The organism is Bordetella petrii, from assembly GCF_020991325.1.
GTDB lineage: Bacteria > Pseudomonadota > Gammaproteobacteria > Burkholderiales > Burkholderiaceae_B > Bordetella_A > Bordetella_A petrii_E.
In genome coordinates this window covers 1-17,318 of the sequence record NZ_JAJMLX010000078.1, presented here as the reverse complement: position 1 = coordinate 17,318, position 17,318 = coordinate 1, and the positions used below count along the sequence as shown (strand labels likewise).

Sequence of the window (17,318 nt, the reverse complement as noted above, 5' to 3'; positions counted from 1 at the left end):
CGCGGCCATGGCCTGCCCCGCGGGCGCCACCCGCGACACCAGCCCCATGGCGGCCGCCTCGCTGGCGTCGAACACACGCCCCGTGAACAGCAGCTCGAACGCGCGGTGGCGGCCCACAATGCGCGGCAGATGCGAGAAGTGGATAGACGGCGGCACGCCCGCGTCGATCTCGGGGTAGCCGAAATCCGCGCTTTCCGAGGCCACGATCATGTCGCACGACACCGCCAGCGTCATGCCGCCGCCGCGCGCCGTGCCGTCCACCGCGGCAATAGTGGGCTTGCCCATGTGGAACTGCGTGTCGACGTTGCGCACGTACAGGCGATCCAGCAGATGCCGGACCCGGGCATGGTCGCCCTGGTGGATGGCCATCAGGTTCAACCCCGCGCAGAATCGCCCTGGCACGGCGCTGCCCACGATAACGGCACGCACGTCCGGGTCATCCGCGGCGCGCTGCAAGGCGGCCAGGTAGTCGTCCAGCATCTGTTCCGACAAGGCATTGACGGGCGGGTTGTCGAACAGGATCTCGGCCGTCTGGCCTAGGACTTCATAGCGGATCATCTTGCGTCTCCTTGTGTGGGGGCAGCGCCTTGCCACTGCCGCGCCACCGACGCGTCGAGCAGCGCGGCGACATCGGCGGCGTCGTAGCCCAATTCCCGCAGAATCTCGGCGGTATGCTGGCCGTGCAGCGGCGGCGGGCACGCGGCTGCGCGCGCATTGCCCTGGAATTTCACCGGCAGGCCCACCTGCTTCAACGTGCCCACCACCGGATGCTGTGTCTGCTGGATCAAGCCGCGCGCCTGGACTTGCGGGTGGCCAAGCGCCTGCCCCAGCGTATGGATGGGCGAGCAGGAAACCTTGATCCGGCTAAGCAGTGTCACCCATTCCTGCACCGTGCGGGTGGCGATCTTTTCCTGCACCAGTTGCACCGTGCGGTCCAGGTTGGCCAGCCGCTGTGCATTGGTGGCAAAGTCGGGATCATCTGCGTACTGCTCCATGCCAGCCGCCTGGCAAAAACGGCGCCATTGCGCATCGTTGCCGGCGCCCAGCATCAACGGGCCGTCCTTGGCCTGGAACGCCTGGTACGGGCACATGCTGGGGTGCGCCGTGCCCATGCGCTGCGGGTCGCGGCCGGTGTGCCAGTAAGTTTGCGCCATATAGCTCATGAAGCCCAGCGCCGTATCCAGCAGCGCCAGTTCCACATACACGCCCTGGCCCGTGCGCTGCCGCTCGATCACCGCGGCAAGCACGCCGCTTAGCCCGAACATGGCCGTGCCAATGTCCACCGGCGAAAAACTGGCCCGCGCGTAGTCGCCGCCCGGATGCCCCAGGGTGCTGATCATGCCGCTGAACGCCTGCAGCATCACGTCGTAGCCCGGCTCGCTGCCCATGGGGCCGTCGCGGCCGTAGCCGCTGATCTCGCAATAAATAAGCCTGGGGTTCAGGGCCATCAGCGTGTCGCGGTCGATGCCCAGCCGCTGCGCCGTTCCGCTGCCAAAGCCTTGCAGCACGATATCCGCATCGCGCACCAGGCGGCGGGCCACCTCGCCGCCCTGTTCCGACTTCAAGTCCAGCGCGATGCTGCGCTTGTTGTGGTTCACGGCCAGGAAGATCGTCGACTCGCCTTCCACCGTGGGCGTCCAGCCCCGGGTATCGTCGCCCAGTTCCACGGGCTCGACCTTGATGACCTCGGCGCCCAGCTCGCCCAGGTACTGGCCGCAAAGCGGCCCCGCCAGCACCTTGGAAAAATCCACCACCTTCAATCCGGCTAAGGGTTGCATCACGAGTTTCCTGCTTCAGCGCGCGCCGTCGTCATTCCGCCTTGATCCCCATCTGGACCACCGCCTTGCGCCAGACCTCGGTGTCTTCGCGCACGAAACGCTCTACCTGGTCGGCCGGCACGGTAAACGTATCCACGCCGCGTTCCGCCACGCCCTTGCGGTACGCGGGATCCTGGGCCGCCTTGGCCACCGCCGTGCGCAAACGCTGCACCACTTCCGGCGGCGTCTTGGCCGGTACCTGCAGCACGAACCAGAAATTCAGGTTCAGCCCGCCGTAGCCCTTTTCCTTCAGCGTGGGCACGTTCGGCAACAGCGGCGAGCGTTCCTGCGACGTAATGGCCAGGCCCAGCAACTGGCCCCCTTCCACCGTGGTAACCGCCGTGGTCATGCTGTCGAACATGAAATCGATGCGGCCCGCCAGCATGTCCGCCTTGGCATTGCCGCTGCCCTTGTAGGCAATAGGCATGGCCTTGATGCCGGTCAGCTTGCGCAGCAGTTCGCCATAAATGTGCGGCGAAGTACCGGGGCCGAACGTGGCAAACGTCAGCTCGGTTTTCTTGCCCTTTTCCACCAGTTCCTCGATGGTCTTCACACCCGATTCGGGATGCACCACCAGCATATTGGCCAACGAACCCGTAATACCCACGGGAATCAGATCCTTCGCCGGATCGAAACGCTGGTTGGGGTACAGAATGGGGTTCACCGCCTGCATCGCGGCCGTGGTGTGCACCAGCATCGTTCCGTCCGCCGGGCCGTCCACCACGAACTGCGTACCGATATTTCCCGATGCGCCCGGCTTGTTCTCGACAATGACCGTGGACTTCAATTCCTGGGCCAGCGCCTGCGCAAACAGGCGCGCAATGAAATCAGTGGGACCGGCGGCCGAAAATGGCACCACGATGCGCAGCGTGGATTGGTCGCCCATCAACTGCGCCATCACGGCCTGGCCGGGCATCACCGCGGCCGCCATCGCGGCGGCTGAACCCAGTATGAAGTTGCGGCGGTCACGAACATGCATGGTGTGTCTCCTGTGGATGTCGCATGGCCTTGTGCATCGGCCATTGCGGTTCGGCCACCACTATCGGCGCGCGTCTCATATACGTCAAATGCTATGTTTTTATGGATGCCATATAAAATATTGAATACCAAACCGCATCCATCGCCCACTTCCGGAACCCTGTGCCATGCCCATCGACCTGCGCGACCTGAGAAACTTCCTGTCGGTAGCCGCCGCCGGTTCCATCTCGCGCGCGGCGGAAATGCAGCACATGACCCAGCCCGCCTTAAGCGTGCTGATCCGGCAGCTTGAAGAACAACTGGGCACCCCGCTATTCGAGCGGCTGCCCAAAGGCGTGGCGCTGACGGATGCGGGCGAACGCCTGCGCGCCCACGCCAAAGACATCCTGCTGCGCACCGAACTGGCCTACGAAGAAATCAGCCAGCAGGCGCGCGTGCCCAACGGCCAGGTAGCCATCGGCCTGCCCCAATCCCTGGCCCGATTCCTGACCGTGCCGCTGGTGGCCGAGGTGTTGTCGCGCTGGCCGCAAATACGCCTGCAGATCATCGAACTAAGCTCGGGGTATATCCCCGACTACCTGCAAAAGGGCGAGATCGACATCGGCATGACCTTCGGCCAGGACGAACGGCGGGAACTGCACTACACCCACCTGATCGACGAAGAACTGGTTTTCATCAGCTCGGCCGCGCAGATCCGCCAGCACCTGGGGGGCGCCGGCCTGCGACGCAGGACGATACGGCTGTCGGAGATGGGGGATTTTCCGATGATCCTGCCCACGCGCACCCACAGCCTGCGGATACGGCTGGACGATTATCTGCAGCGCGCGGGCCAGCGGCTGACCATCGCCGCCGAAGTCAACACCACGTCGCAATTGATCGGGCTGGCGGCGTCGGAGGTGGGCAGCACGATTCTTTCTTACTCATCCGTGGTGGGGGAAAGCTCGGCCGCGGATGTGCGGGTGCTGCATATCGAAAAACCCCGGCTGACGCGGTCGGTTTATCTTTGCACGAATCCCAGCACGCCGAAGACGATGGCGGTGATGAGTGTGATGAGGCTGTTGGTGGATACGGTGAAGAGGCTGACTGGGGAGGGGGTTTGGCCGACTTGTATGGGGGTGGGGGTGGGGTGAATGCGGCGAGTGCGCGTTGGTCTGCTTTCGGCCAGAAGCGGACGCACGTTAGTTGATTATCCTAGACTGATTTCGACAGCAAGCTTTAATAATACGCATGCGCCCGGCTTGGCTACGACGACCTGATCCAAACTCCACCGACGCCATTTTTCGCGCGGACTAAGCAATCGCATCGCCAAGTCGATTCTGACTTTCTCGCGCAGATATGGCTAGTCTATTTCATAATAGTACGTGGCTGACTGGATCGTAATCAAGGCATCCATTGATGCCAGCACAAGAATATTCTGCTTGACGAGCCGCCATTTTTTTCTCGCCAACATGGGAGTCCAATCCGCTTGGCGACCGTCTGAACATTCAGAGCTGCATCTGGTACCCATGTATTCCTCTGCCGGTGATAGTTCGTGGGCGGCTACCATTCAGGACGCGGTGTCGGAGCATAGCGCCCGGCTTGATAGCCGATGCACGACAATTTATCTGCTTAAAAGATCATTATTAAAATTTAAAACTACCCCGCTCTGACCGTAGATAGGTTAAACCACCATCCAGACACATCAGAAATGAGCACACTCTTTCGATTCGCTCTACAAACCCCCGAACGTCGCTTTTCAGAAATCTGGTCATTTTTCGGTAGCAAGCGCGAGGCTTGTATCTACGCAACCCGCACCTCGATGAAGGGATGGTTAAAAGTAAGTTTTCATCAGTCCGGAGCCTGTCATTTGAAGACGTACTCAGAAAAATCGGGAGCTTCCGGGGAAAAAAATTTCGGCTGGAATTATCCAGAACTCACAGAGAAAGCCCCAATCCACGCGATGCGAATCATCTACGACATCGCTCGGCAAGGCGCAGCCTTTCCGCCCAGTAACAAAGTGAAGTTTTTTATTAATGAATTGGAAAGGCCGGGAAGCATCTTTATGGATATGCATTTCCTAATTTCTGATCAGCCAATTCTTGCGAATGAATCAGAAAGCCTTACCGCTGCGTATCGTCTTCAAAACAACCGATGGGTATGCTTTTCCATTAAATCCGGCTCCTCAGAAATTGGTTTACCTGAGTCATTTTCAGGCATGAGCATGCATCTCGGAACTCCAGAGAAAGATGCTAGCGGATCAATTATCGCACTCAACAACGCGACAGCGGTTTGGTATGTTGCACCGAAAACAGGCGGCACTTTGTCAGTTTTTGAAGGATCGTGGACAAAATTTCCGTTAAATTCCGGCGATTCATAACCTCTTTGCGAGCGGGAGCACGAGAAGATTAGATCGTGCGGGTGAGAATCCCACGTGGATTGAGATCCTGCGGGCGAATCGCCGCTCTCGTAGATAAAGGCACAGCGGCCGTGCGCATCTATTCACCGAGTCGGCATGTGCGCCACACAGCTGGCCCGCTCCTCGCTCACCGGGATTTCCAGTGGCGTGTACACGCAAAAGAAAAGAAGATTAGCAAGTGAATAGATAAGGTCGCTTGCCGGCCAGGAGCGGACGGTAAAAACGCCCAAATTAAGCCGAACCGCGAAGTGGCCGGGGCTCGGACGAACTGTTAGCCGACGGATCTCTAGCGTGCATATTGAGCCACATAGTCCTGCTTCTTGTCGTTCCAGCGAAAACTTAGTTCGGTAACTGTTAAAGTGTCATCGGCAAAAATACTGAAGAGACCTATCAGATCCTCAATTAGAAACTCATAAGCCCACTTGTGACGCATAAAGTCAGAAAATACGAGCATGCCCTTGAAGGCGGTGCCTTCGGACCATGTTTGCATCCAATAGTAGTGAATAAGTTGATTGCAAACATCGACGACGGTAAGTTCTGATGGCTCTGGATTGTTCAGGTCAAATCGGTCTTCAGGGAAACCTGCGCCGATAAAAGTGAAAGGCCTGCCTCCGATCTTCCTGTATCGAATTACAGGCATTCTTGCGCCACGAGCACGGTCATTTGCCTTCGGTCGCTCGAGCAGAGAGCGTACTTGAAACGCCACCAACATCAGGCGCCGCTCGTACAGCACAAGCTGTTTCTCCGACCATCTACGGTAACTGCGATGCTTCTTGAGCCACGCCAACTCGGCTCGCAGTTCCTGGCGCCAATAGGTTGATTCGATCATCTTCTCAGCGCTTTCGTGACAAAGCGGAATATGACGACTAGCACCAGAGTTAAACCGGACTGCGATGCGGCGTCGGTTTGAATGGTTTTCTAGCATCTCGCGGAACGTCCGCAGCACAGGCGCTCGTCCTACGAGAATCCCACGAAGTAAGTAGAAAGCTCTGCTAAGTGTATTGCGGAAAGTGCGCCTGTCGTTCGGCGTCGTTGAAGTATAGCCCACGACGTCAAATGCCTACTTCATAAGTGCAAGATGGAATGGTTTGAATTGGCATCGCGCACATCTCACGGAAACGCAGCGACCGCGGCGCTCGCTGGAAAACGACGACCCTGCTCTGGTATTCCGGTTTGATGAGGAAAGTCATCGGTTCATGGCGAACGCATGCGCCACCTGACCCTGGATCAGAGCCAGTGAGTGATCCAACATCATACGCGTGGGGCCTAATCACGGTGAACGGGATTGGCTGGGCCAAATTTTCGCTAATTAAAAACGACTTCCTGGCGCGTCAATGAAAACGGGGCCGCCAGGGTGACCAATACTACCTGGAGCACCGCAAGCCTGATGCTAAGATCATGGACGGCCATCGGCGCGTTCTATCCCCATAACGTCGGCTCCGACACTTGGGAACATATTGCCGGCATTTTGGTACAGAGTGCGCGATGAACAAAAAGCCCAAGGACGACGGCCTAATGCAGCCGTCGTTCAAAGTTTCGTACGCAGTATCTTGAGCGGGCAAGCCGTCCGCTTGCCTAGTGGGACAGTGGTGATTTGGGAGCAGATACCCGCAGACGAGGCCTTGGGCATTTCGCCGCCCATAACCGTCACCTGATCCATCCGTCAATCCGCCAAATGCTCTCTCCCATGCGCCAACGCAGCCGCCACTTCATGCAGGCGTTGAAGGGCAGCAATGGGTCGAGAACCCCTCCCCTGCTGATAGCAGCTTGCGACCAGAAGCGGGCATCGAACGAAAAGTCATTATTATGAATGTTCGTTAAAACATTGCTGCTGTCGACATAGCGCACGATTGCAAGACGGGGCTATCATTCTAAACGCTGATGGTTTGATGGAAATGGATCGCCAAACCCGACGTCTTCCTCCAGCGCGAAGTGTAGGGGCTCATGATTTCTCCTTTTGTGCTCGGCTGCTAGGCGTACGTGATGTGATTGGAAAACGGTAATGTGCAAGCCTAGCCGCACGGAAGAAACGTGGACAAAAAACTAGAGTCTCCGCTCCTCTCGTCAAGAATCGCGAAACGAGTGCAGCATAATCTCGAATCTATTTTCAGGCAGATTCTTCGATTCGCAAAAATGCCGTTTGATGAGCACAAGGCATATCTACAGAAGCATCCTAAAGAAGTTTTTTTCGACATTCCACACCCCAATGGAAAAGGGAGAATCCTATGTGGCGCCATCGCTTGGAACAAGTTAGGGGAGCTAGCAGACTTAGCCCTGGACCTAGATCGCGGCCTTGGTCGCCGTGTCGATCCCCAGCGAGCGAGAAGCGCCGTTACGGACGCTTTCGTACGGCGAATATTGCAGGAGGCACGCAGAGTCAATCACGACACCGCCGAGTTAGTGCTTCAGGACACTCTGGCTGCATTAAGGAAATCCTTGGTCGTCACCGAACATTTTCTCCCTTCCATTCTGTTTACAGATTACGCCCCTAAGGAGTTTCGCGTAGGACCAGTCATATTCGTTCGCAGAGAAAATTTCTTCAGTGACAGAAAGCAAGCTTTTAAACGCAGCGTCGAGGCAGCAACAGCGGCTCATATCGAACGCGTGGATGGCGCAGTCGCTCAAGGGTTTCCACGAGAGCGTGCATCCAGTGAAGCACAGTCAAGGCAACTCATCCGTGAGCTCCAAGCGCAGGCCATCAAGGCTTACCGGAACTATCCATGGATTGCAATCGTTAAGGTGACCGACTGCGACCAAGACACTTCTAAAGAGCGCGCTGTTCGGGCAGTCGAGATGGCGCTTCACGTTATTCGTATTCTCTTGGGAGCAGAGCCAACTCGCGAACTTAGGCACGGCTGGTCGCATAGCAATGCGCTCCAGACGGCGCATTTACACGCCGACGCCGACGGTGTAATTCACGCTAGCGTCGGCATGAGCTTCTTGGCGCCGATTAGCCCAAAAAATTGGTATGAAATCTTGATGGAAGCCTCCCATGAGTTGATGGTTCTTGGTTGGGCTTTGGAATCGATCGTTGACCCAGTAGAGATCAGCCACCTTCATCAAAGGTTGCTCGACGCAATAAATTGGTTTGGAGATGCAGCCACAGATTCACAGATTACGTCGAGTATCGTTAAATACGTATCGGCGATCGAGCGATTACTCTTCGGAAAATTTGAGTCCGGACGTACGAAAATGTTCGCAAATAGGGTTAAGAACATTTTTGAAGCGTTCGACTGCGACAATGATGGCTGTGTCTATGAACAAGCTCTAGAGGTATATAAAGCTCGTTCGACCTTGGTGCATGGCGAACATTTCCCCACTGAAGATGAAACACATAAAATTCTGCGTATTGCAGAATCACTAAGCCAAATGTGTCTCGTATGCTCAGCACAGCTATACCCGATGATGGCGCGCGCATTCGACCGCCCGGATGCCATCAAACTAGAAGATGCTATGAAGCGTATTGCCAGTGAGGGATTAGGCTGGTTGGCTGAGGCATCAGGGTTCAGCAAGACCCAAAGATCCCAATCCTAGCGGCAGGATTCGACGCTTGCAGATTCCAGCAGCGATTCGGGCAACTACGGGTAGCTAATTCTAACCCTCCTAGACGCCACCACCTCCAAAGGCTGACTATTCCCCGCTTAGGGGTAATTCTGGCAACGCCAATCAATAGCCTTTATTTAGTTAGTGCCAACAATACATCAACACCAAAAGACTTGGCCAATCGATCCAAATGATCTGGCTCGACGGATCTCAAAAATGCGACATAGCCTCGAAGTTTTTGAATCTCCTCCGCGTTCAACTCACCCTTAGTGAATCGATGGACAAGAACTCGAAGTTCGCGCTTTTTATCCCGACCAATCGAGATTTTGCTTTCCGTGGAAATGCTTAATCCGGTCACACGGCGCCCGCGCTTCTTGGAAGTTTCTACAGTTTTCGCGGCGTTCAGACGCAACTTTGGACTGGTGGTCTCTGCTAGGGTGCGCGTCACGAACCGGAGACACTCCCTGAGAACGTGGGGCTTCGAAGTGGAAAATGTCAGATCATCGGCATATCGAGTGTACGCAATGCCAGTTGTGGCGCAGAATCCATTAATTCGATCATCAAGCTCGTACATCAGAACATTTGATAGATGAGGAGAACTAGGAGCTCCCACCGCCAGTTCCAGTCCTAAATCCGCTTTCTTAAAGAGAAGTTGCGCCAGGATATTGACATCAACTTGATCAATGGGCGCGTCTTTTAAAAAAATAAACAGGTCGCTAGATTTAAGAGATGGGAAGAAGTTCTCAAAATCCAGCTTTAACATATACCTGTTCCGCAAATGCGGTAGGGCATTCTCTTTCAAACCGATCCCCTGGCGATATGCTGTCGCTGCGGCATGCACTGGGAAGCCTGATAAATAGTTTTGAACGAGCCATCGTTGCAACAGCTTGATTTCAGGTGTCGGCTGGGCGATGAGGCGTTGTTGGCCGTTTCGTTTAGGTATCCAGTATTCCTTGTAACGACGAGGGGCAGAAATAATCAGGAGGCTCAACTCCCGCTCCGTGAAAGGGAGGTCCATCAACATCTTAGACCTGAGCGACATCTTTCACTCCTATCTCTGCTTGTTTGGCGCGCACGAAAGCCTGATGCCTGTGCTTATCCTCGCGGGTTTTTTCAAACAAAAGAGCTTTTACTCTTGATCGGTCCCATCGCCCCGATGCCAATGAGTAGTCTAAGTAGTGCACTCCGACTGGTACGGGGGCATAAAGTTGTTCACGCAGCCCCCTACTTGCCTTGATGATATTGAATCGTTCTAAGACATATAACAGTTGAGATAATCTTTTTGTGTTGAGCGTTACTCCCAACTCTTGTAGGAATGTGGAGATATCCGAACGCCTCGCCACCTGAATTAGCTCTACGAAATCCGCGATGATGAATAGCTGATGCCGAGTGTCAGTCAAATCTAGTCCTTCGCTGAGAGGCGCCTCGCTAAGCCTCTGCTCAAGCTCATCAACTATCTGGTCAACGTCGTCATAGGACAGATCCTTGGGAACGGATAGCGTGATGTTTTGGTGAGTATGCTCTAGTCGGAAAAGTAATCCCAAGCGGATGAAGGAATCCTCCTCGAAATACCGTTCGTCCATCACGACAAGTAATTTCTTGGCTGTTCTTTCGTCTTTGATGAAAGCCCCGCATTCGCCACAGGCACCTACACCATCAAGGAATAGCAAAATCACGTCTACGAATGCGCACAGGTCTTCTTCAAAGGTAAGAAGATCCTGATACATTCCGAAGTCTTTCCAGTCGTCATAAACTTCGGGCGTTGTGCAAATCTGATCGATAGCTCGATGGCGGAGGGAGAGAACGGCCATGAACTGACCGCGATGCGGAAGTGGGTGTTGATTTGCGAGTTTTCCGCCAAAAACGACAACCTTGCGAGTCGTTCTCGCAATCCGACATTTGGAAATATCTATCGTTTGTGCGAGATCTTTTATAGTTTTTTGCACAAAACCAACTACCTAAATATGGCGTGAAGGCGGTCACGCGGCCTGGCGGGGGAAGCATTCATGCTGGAGGAGCTGGGACGCGGGAGCGCCTTCACGCCAAAAATGCTACCAATCCCTTACAGTCTGGCGATCCGCCCGACATTATCAGTCTTTCGACTAACGACACGCGTAATTGGTGTCTAGATAGTAGCAAAGCTCTCGCAGCTTTACAAGAAGTGACGATCTTCCCGCCACAGGGAGAATCTTCGGCAGTCACGCGTTCAGTGTCACTTTGTCGCGAACGTCCGCAATGGGGCGGCAGTAATCACTGTTTCTGCGTTTAGAACGGCTAGTCACCGCTCACGTCGCTGTGCTACTTGACCGACTTAGGAGCAGTAGAGTCCATCAACTCAATGGGCTCCGATTCTGAACCTGAATCTGACACGATGAGCTCGCATCCAGATTCACCACGAACTCGCACTGCTGCTTGCTCCGTTACCGTCCATCCGTCTCGACTATCCACTCAATGAACAGACGACTTCCTCAGGCGGTAGAGGATAAGGCAGACTGCTGCTGCCAAACCATCCAGCACGAGCAACTGCGGCCATGGGTTGGCCCATTTGTCCATGTTCACGGTACGGCCGTAATGTGGTGGCCCGTTGCCATAGGCCTCCCATAGATTTACCGCATTGATGTAGAGAACGACCGTTATGATCGCCACCATGAGCACGGCAAGAAGCAAGCGGACGAGTCGGCGTTGAGTCATCGTGGATACTCGACGGTCAATGGGATATAGCATTGCGACAAGCCACTCAACAGCCGCCAGGAATGCGTTACCGAGCTTGAGCATAGTCGAATCAGTGCGTCTACAAGGTCGCCCCGGGGCTAGGCTTGCCTACAGCCAGATAATCCCATTACTCGCTGCTGAATGAATAGCGGTTAAGAATTCTGCGGCGGAAGCGCCTGAATGACATAATAAAAAATCCAAGATCGCTCCCCGACTCCTCCATCCTTCGCCATGCCCACCCTCCAACTCCTCATGCTCTTTCTAGCCGCGGACATGGCGCTGAAACTCACCCCCGGCCCGGACATGGCGCTAACCCTCACCCGCGGCATGACCCAAGGCTTCCGCACCGCCTGGGTCAGCGTGCTGGGCACCTGGTCGGCAGGCTTCATCCAGATCCCCCTCGTGGTATTGGGCCTGGCCGCCGTGTTCCAGCATTCCCCCACCCTGTTCCTGGCCGTGAAGGTCCTGGGCGCGCTATATCTGATGTACCTGGGCATACGCGCGCTGCGGCGTTGCACGCGCCCCCATGACTTGTCCGCCAGCGCGCCGCAGGCGACGTTGCGCGACGCGTACTGGCAGGGGCTGGTGACGAATCTGCTTAACCCCAAGGTGTTCCTGTTCCTGGTGGCGTTTCTGCCGCAGTTCGTGGACCCCGCGCGCGGCCCGGTGTGGCTGCAGATGCTGGTGTTGGCCGTTATTTCGAAGATGATGGGGCTGGTAACGGGTGCAACGTTCGCCTATGGGGCATCGCGCATCCGTGGCTGGTTGATGCGCAATACCTGGTTCATGCGTTTGCAGGAAGGCGTGCTGGGCACGGCGATGCTGGGTATTGCCGGGTGGCTGCTGCTTAGCCGCGACCCGGTGCGCTGATCCGCCCGCCAGGCGAAGCCAAGGCGCCTTTTATCTGCGCGGCGGGCGCCGGCCGGCTGTCAGCCCAGCTACTTTTCCCCGCAGGCCAGGTTGGCCCGCATCCACTCCTGTAACCCGCACACAGCAATGCCCCGTTCGGCATTGAACGTTTGCGCCTTGTCCCACGCCACGCCGCGTCCCTGCGCGAACACGGCGCGATATTTCCGCATGGCATCGTCCGGCTTGGCTGCCAGTTGGCGCTTCAGTTGCGACACCGTCCATTCGTTTCTCTGGACCTTGCCGTGGCGCAAGCGGTCCAGGGCGTCGGCGACTTCGCGGTAAGTGACGGTATCGCCCGCGACATACACCACGCGGTTGGCGATGCGCGGCTCGGCATGCAGGATTTCGGCGGTAAGGGCGCCAATGTCGTCGGCGGTGGTCAGGGTGACGGCGTTATCCCAGCTGCCCAGCGCGTTCACGGTATTGGCGGCCAGGTCGACCACGCCGAAAGCGGGCTCGAACAGGAAGCTGGTGAACATGCCGGTGGAGACAATGATCCATTCGGTGGCCTGCTGCGCGCGCAGCATGTCGCGCACGTCGAGCTGTTCGTCGAACAGGTTCTGCGGGCTGCCTCTGCCGATAAGGTCGTAGTCGACGCCGAATTGCCATGGCACGAAGCGCTGGACGCCGGCGTGCAGGGCGGCGCTGGCGATTTTGCGTTGCACGCCCGGGCCGCCGACGAACCCCGTGCACGAGATCACCGTGCCGTAGCGGCGAAAGGTGGCGGCGAGTTCCTGGCTGGACTGCGCGGCCAGGTCGCCCGTGACGATGTCGACGCCCATCTCGCGCAGGCTGTCCAGCACTTGCTGCTTTGCCGCGTCGGCGGATGCAATGGCCGACGGGCGCAGCAGCACGGATAGCGAACCGCCGCCGATGCGGGGCGCCAGATGGCGCAGCACGGCCATGCCAAGCTGGCCGGCGCCCAGCACCAGGACGGAGTGGTTGTGATTCATGGAATACCTCGGAGTGCGTGTGTGGAAACGGCCGCGCGGGGACAACGGTGATGGCCATGGACGGCGCGGCCTGCAATGGCTTGCAGTGTAGAAGTGCGCGGGCCGCGCATTGTTCGCCCTGCCTGAATTCACAAGGCGCGGGCAGCGCGGCGGTGGGCCATGGGCGTTGTTAATATCAAGACCTTCCGGCCGCATGCGGCGCACGCACTATCGACGGGTTCGGCTGATGGACAAACTTCAAGCGATGATGGTGTTCGTCCGGGTTGCCCAGGCGCGCAGCTTCAGCAAGGCGGCGCAATCCCTGGCGATGCCGCGCTCGTCGGTAACGACGCTGATCAAGAAGCTGGAAACCCATCTGGGCACGCCGCTACTGCGACGCAGCACCCGCAGCCTGAGCCTGACCGACGCGGGCGAGCGGTATATGCAGGCATGCCAGGCCATCCTGGCCGACATCGCCAGCGCGGAAGGCGACGCATCCGCCACCAGCCAGGCCACGCGCGGCCGGGTCCGCGTGGATATGCCGGGCATTATCGGGCGCGCGATGGTGGTGCCGCGGCTGGCCGAGTTCGAGGCGCGCTATCCGGATATTGAGTTGGTGCTGGGCTTGAGCGACCGTCCTGCTGATCTGATCTACGAAGGCATCGACTGCGCGATCCGCAGCGGTGCCTTGGCCGATTCGACCCTGGTGGCGCGCAGCCTTGGCCGGCTGGCATGGCTGACCTGCGCCTCGCCCAGGTACCTGGCCCGCCATGGCGAACCGGATTCCGTGGCCAGCCTGCACGCGCATCGCGTGGTGAACTATTTGTCCAACGCCACCGGCCGGCCCGCGGACTGGCGTTTCCGCGTCGACGGTGAAGAGGTGTCGATGGTATTGCCCAGCCGCTACGCCGTGAACGAAACCGAGGCTTACCTGCATTGCGGCCTGGAGGGGCTGGGCCTGATCCAATTGTCCGAATTGGCGGCGTCCGTTTATTTACGCAGCGGGCGGCTGCGCGAGGTGCTGGCGGATGCGCGATGCGAGCCGGTGCCGATTTCCATTGTGTATCCGCAGGCTCGCGCGACGGCGGCGGTGAAGGCGTTCGTGGAATGGATGGTGGAGATTGCCCGGCCGGAGGCGTCAGGGCTTGTGCCGTGATTCCGGTTGGTGCGGGGTGTCCGGCTCCCATGGAGCTACCTTGGCCGCCGTGGCGAATTTTCGCTGGCACTGCCAGGTGTCCGGCTCCCGTCAGGGTGCCGGACACCGTACAACTGAGACTGTCGTGGCACGCAACGGTGTCTGGCACCCTGGCGGGAGCCAGACACCCGGCGATACCCAATGCGTTGGGTCAGGGAAGTTGCCTGGCGGTGTCTGAGGCCTGGGCCGAGCGATATCTGTCAGGTGCCCGACACGTGGGAAGCGCCCCGATGCCCGCAAACCGCGCATTCCGGGTCGCGCTGTACTTTGACGCTGCGCCATTGCATGGTGCGCACGTCCAGCCACAGCAGGCGGCCGGACAGGCTTTCGCCTATGCCGGCCAGCAGTTTCAGGGCTTCGGCGGCCTGCGTGGCACCGATGATGCCAACCAGGGGCGCGAACACGCCGGTGGTGGCGCAGTTGGCGGCTTCGACGTCGTCGGCTTCGGGGAACAGGCAGTGGTAGCAGGGGGCATCGTCGTGGCGCAGGTCGTACACGCTGACCTGGCCGTCGAAGCGGATGGCCGCGCCCGACACCAGCGGCTTGCGGTGGTGCACGCAGGCGCGGTTGATGGCGTGGCGGGTGGTGAAGTTGTCGGTGCAGTCAAGCACCAGGTCGGCGGCGGCGACGGCGTCGTCCAGGCGCTGGCCGTCCAGGCGCTCGACGCGCGCGGTAACCTGGGTTTCGGGGTTGTAGGCGGCCAGGGTGGCGCGGCCGGATTCGGCCTTGGGGCGGCCCACGCTGGCATCCACGTGCAGGATCTGGCGCTGCAGGTTGCTTAGCTCGACGATGTCGTCGTCGGCCAGGGTGATATCGCCCACGCCAGCGGTGGCCAGGTACAGCGCGGCGGGCGAACCCAGCCCGCCCGCGCCTATGATCAGGACCTTGCCGGCCAGGAATTTTTCCTGGCCTTCGATGCCCAGCTCATCCAGCAGGATGTGCCGGGCATAGCGCAGCAACTGCTGGTCGTTCATTTCTGCTTGGCGGGCTCGACTCCGGACGGCGTGATGGTCATGCGTTCGGGCGCGCCGGCGCTGGGCTTGGCGTTGGCCTTGGCCTGCGCGCGCGCGCTGCCCTTCTGCACCGGCTTGCCGGCCAGCAGGTTGACGGCCTGCTGAAGCTGGAAGTCGTCTTTGCCGCCGAATTCGAACATCTTGGCCGTGGGCGGTTCGGCGGATGGATCCAACTGCGACTTGAATTCGTCGCTTTGGTTGTTGGACAGGTGGCGCTGCAGGTCAGCCTCGCGCGGCAGGCGGAACAAGTCGCCTTCGGCGGTGTCGGCCACCACGTAGTCGGGCTCGATGCCGGTGGCCTGGATGGAACGGCCGCTGGGCGTGAAGTAGCGCGAGGTGGTGAGCTTGACGCCGGTGTCCTGGCTAAGCGGCAGGATGATCTGCACCGAGCCCTTGCCGAAGGTGCGGTTGCCCAGCACCTTGGCGCGCTTGTGGTCTTGCAGCGCGCCGGCCACGATTTCGGATGCCGAGGCCGAACCCACGTTCACCAGCACCACCATGGGCACGTTCTTGACCCAGCCCGGCAGGCCGGACAGGTAGTTGCCTTCGCCGCGCGCATATTCGGCCGGCGTGGCCAGGTACTTGTGGCGGGAATCGGCGGTGCGGCCGTCGGTGGACACCACCAGCACGTCGGGCGGCAGGAAGGCCGCGGACACGCCGATGGCGCTGGTGAGCAGGCCGCCCGGGTCGTTGCGCAGGTCTAGCACCAGGCCCTTGGGCGCGCCCTTGGCGCCCAGTTCCTTCAACTGGCGGGCCAGGTCGGTGCCGGTTTTTTCCTGGAACTGCGCGATGCGCACGTAGGCCACGCCATCGTCGAGCATCTTGCTGCGCACGCTGCGCACCTTGATGATGTCGCGCACGATGTTCACCACGACGGGCTGCGGGTTGTCGGCGCGCATGATGGTGAGCTTGATGGGCGTTTTGGGCGCGCCGCGCATCAGCTTGACCGCTTCGTTCAGCGACATGCCCTTGGTGGGAGTGTCGTCGATCTTGATGATGAGGTCGCCGGCCAGCACGCCGGCACGGGCGGCGGGCGTATCTTCGATGGGCGAAATGACCTTGACGAAGCCGTCTTCGGCGCCCACCTCGATGCCCAGGCCGCCGAATTCGCCCTGGGTGGAGCTTTGCATTTCGCGGAATGCGTCGGCGTCCAGGTAGGCGGAATGCGGGTCCAGGTTGGACACCATGCCCGAAATGGCGTTGTCGATCAGGGTTTTGTCGTCGACCGCTTCGACGTAGTTGTTCTTGATGGCGGCGAACACGTTGCTAAGCTGCCTGAGCTCGTCCAGCGGCAAGGGGCTGCCGCGCTGCGCCAGTGCAGTGACACCTGCGCTAAGCAAGATGCCCGCCACCACACCGATGGCAACCAAACCGAAACCGCGAAACTTGCGAGTGCCCATGCACACTTCCTGATTTTGATACCGGGTTACAGGGCCAGCCATTTGGCCGGATCTACCGGAGCGCCACGATAGCGAATTTCAAAGTATAGGCCCGATTCCACCTGCCCGCCGGTGGCGCCCACCGTGGCCAGGGTGTCGCCGGCGGCGATCGGGTCGCCCACCTGCTTGAGCAGGCTCTGGTTGTAAGCGTAAACGGTCATGTATTGCTTGCCGTGGTCGACAATGATGATGTTGCCGAAACCCCGCAGCCAGTCGGCGTAAACCACCGTGCCGGGGGCCACGGCCTTCACGGGCGTGCCCGCGTCGGCCCGCAATACGATGCCGCGCCACACGCCGCCGTCGGGCCTGTCGACCCCGAAACGCCCCTGTACCGTACCACGCACGGGCATCGGCAGCCCGTGGCGCAGGCCGTTGCCGCCCCCTG

16 protein-coding genes are annotated in these 17,318 nt (G+C 58.9%); 5 read left to right on the top strand and 11 right to left on the bottom strand.

The genetic code is table 11. The features are described 5' to 3' along the window. The 3 genes from LPZ50_RS10310 to LPZ50_RS10300 form a co-directional block, all read right to left on the bottom strand. A partial coding sequence (locus tag LPZ50_RS10310) for an enoyl-CoA hydratase/isomerase family protein (RefSeq protein WP_230660950.1) occupies window positions 1-558 on the bottom strand: 558 nt, incomplete at its 3' end. After that, the gene (locus LPZ50_RS10305; RefSeq protein ID WP_230660952.1) at window positions 555-1,778 is read right to left on the bottom strand and encodes a CaiB/BaiF CoA transferase family protein; all 1,224 of its coding nucleotides are present in this window, start codon (window positions 1,776-1,778) and stop codon (window positions 555-557) included. The genes LPZ50_RS10310 and LPZ50_RS10305, both read right to left, overlap by 4 nt. Before the next feature lie 31 nt (window positions 1,779-1,809). Beyond that, on the bottom strand, window positions 1,810-2,796 hold the full coding sequence (locus LPZ50_RS10300) for a Bug family tripartite tricarboxylate transporter substrate binding protein (RefSeq protein ID WP_230660947.1): 987 nt from the start codon (window positions 2,794-2,796) through the stop codon (window positions 1,810-1,812). A gap of 166 nt (window positions 2,797-2,962) precedes the next feature. Between LPZ50_RS10300 and LPZ50_RS10295 the strand changes: the two genes are divergently transcribed. Together LPZ50_RS10295 and LPZ50_RS10290 are read left to right on the top strand one after the other, a co-directional pair. Continuing rightward, window positions 2,963-3,925: a LysR family transcriptional regulator gene (locus LPZ50_RS10295; protein ID WP_230660944.1), complete on the top strand. Its 963-nt coding sequence runs from the start codon at window positions 2,963-2,965 to the stop codon at window positions 3,923-3,925. Window positions 3,926-4,482: 557 nt separating this feature from the next. Then, complete coding sequence (locus LPZ50_RS10290) at window positions 4,483-5,151, top strand: hypothetical protein (protein ID WP_230660941.1); 669 nt, start codon at window positions 4,483-4,485, stop codon at window positions 5,149-5,151. Between the two features lie 325 nt (window positions 5,152-5,476). Here LPZ50_RS10290 and LPZ50_RS10285 read toward each other — a convergent pair whose 3' ends face one another. Further along, the gene (locus LPZ50_RS10285; RefSeq protein ID WP_230660937.1) at window positions 5,477-6,136 is read right to left on the bottom strand and encodes a hypothetical protein; all 660 of its coding nucleotides are present in this window, start codon (window positions 6,134-6,136) and stop codon (window positions 5,477-5,479) included. A gap of 1,085 nt (window positions 6,137-7,221) precedes the next feature. On the opposite strand from LPZ50_RS10285, the gene LPZ50_RS25410 reads away from it, so the two are divergent. Further along, window positions 7,222-8,724, top strand: coding sequence for a HEPN domain-containing protein (locus LPZ50_RS25410; RefSeq protein ID WP_230660933.1), 1,503 nt, complete (start codon window positions 7,222-7,224; stop codon window positions 8,722-8,724). 142 nt (window positions 8,725-8,866) lie between these two features. Here the strand turns inward: LPZ50_RS25410 and LPZ50_RS10275 are convergent, their stop codons facing one another. The 3 genes from LPZ50_RS10275 to LPZ50_RS10265 form a co-directional block, all read right to left on the bottom strand. Then, window positions 8,867-9,751, bottom strand: a complete 885-nt coding sequence (locus LPZ50_RS10275) for a retron St85 family RNA-directed DNA polymerase (RefSeq protein WP_268903322.1) — start codon at window positions 9,749-9,751, stop codon at window positions 8,867-8,869. Window positions 9,752-9,758: 7 nt separating this feature from the next. After that, a complete protein-coding gene (locus LPZ50_RS10270; RefSeq protein WP_230660928.1) occupies window positions 9,759-10,679 on the bottom strand; it encodes a retron St85 family effector protein in 921 nt (306 codons plus the stop codon). A 502-nt stretch (window positions 10,680-11,181) separates the two neighbouring features. Next, window positions 11,182-11,508, bottom strand: coding sequence for a hypothetical protein (locus LPZ50_RS10265; RefSeq protein WP_230660925.1), 327 nt, complete (start codon window positions 11,506-11,508; stop codon window positions 11,182-11,184). A gap of 189 nt (window positions 11,509-11,697) precedes the next feature. Between LPZ50_RS10265 and LPZ50_RS10260 the strand changes: the two genes are divergently transcribed. Beyond that, window positions 11,698-12,315 (top strand): LysE family translocator, encoded by a 618-nt coding sequence (locus LPZ50_RS10260; RefSeq protein ID WP_230660922.1) that lies wholly within the window; start codon window positions 11,698-11,700, stop codon window positions 12,313-12,315. A gap of 68 nt (window positions 12,316-12,383) precedes the next feature. On the opposite strand, the gene LPZ50_RS10255 is transcribed toward LPZ50_RS10260, so the two are convergent. Further along, the gene (locus tag LPZ50_RS10255; RefSeq protein ID WP_230660917.1) at window positions 12,384-13,307 is read right to left on the bottom strand and encodes an aromatic alcohol reductase; all 924 of its coding nucleotides are present in this window, start codon (window positions 13,305-13,307) and stop codon (window positions 12,384-12,386) included. 226 nt (window positions 13,308-13,533) lie between these two features. Between LPZ50_RS10255 and LPZ50_RS10250 the strand changes: the two genes are divergently transcribed. Then, a complete protein-coding gene (locus tag LPZ50_RS10250; RefSeq protein WP_230660915.1) occupies window positions 13,534-14,442 on the top strand; it encodes a LysR family transcriptional regulator in 909 nt (302 codons plus the stop codon). 239 nt (window positions 14,443-14,681) lie between these two features. Here the strand turns inward: LPZ50_RS10250 and LPZ50_RS10245 are convergent, their stop codons facing one another. From LPZ50_RS10245 to LPZ50_RS10235, 3 genes are all read right to left on the bottom strand, one after another. Beyond that, window positions 14,682-15,455 (bottom strand): HesA/MoeB/ThiF family protein, encoded by a 774-nt coding sequence (locus LPZ50_RS10245; RefSeq protein WP_230660912.1) that lies wholly within the window; start codon window positions 15,453-15,455, stop codon window positions 14,682-14,684. After that, complete coding sequence (locus LPZ50_RS10240; RefSeq protein ID WP_230660910.1) at window positions 15,452-16,894, bottom strand: S41 family peptidase; 1,443 nt, start codon at window positions 16,892-16,894, stop codon at window positions 15,452-15,454. The genes LPZ50_RS10245 and LPZ50_RS10240 overlap by 4 nt, the downstream gene beginning before the upstream one ends. A gap of 26 nt (window positions 16,895-16,920) precedes the next feature. Further along, the coding region (locus LPZ50_RS10235; RefSeq protein ID WP_230660908.1) for a murein hydrolase activator EnvC family protein at window positions 16,921-17,318 on the bottom strand (398 nt) is incomplete at its 5' end.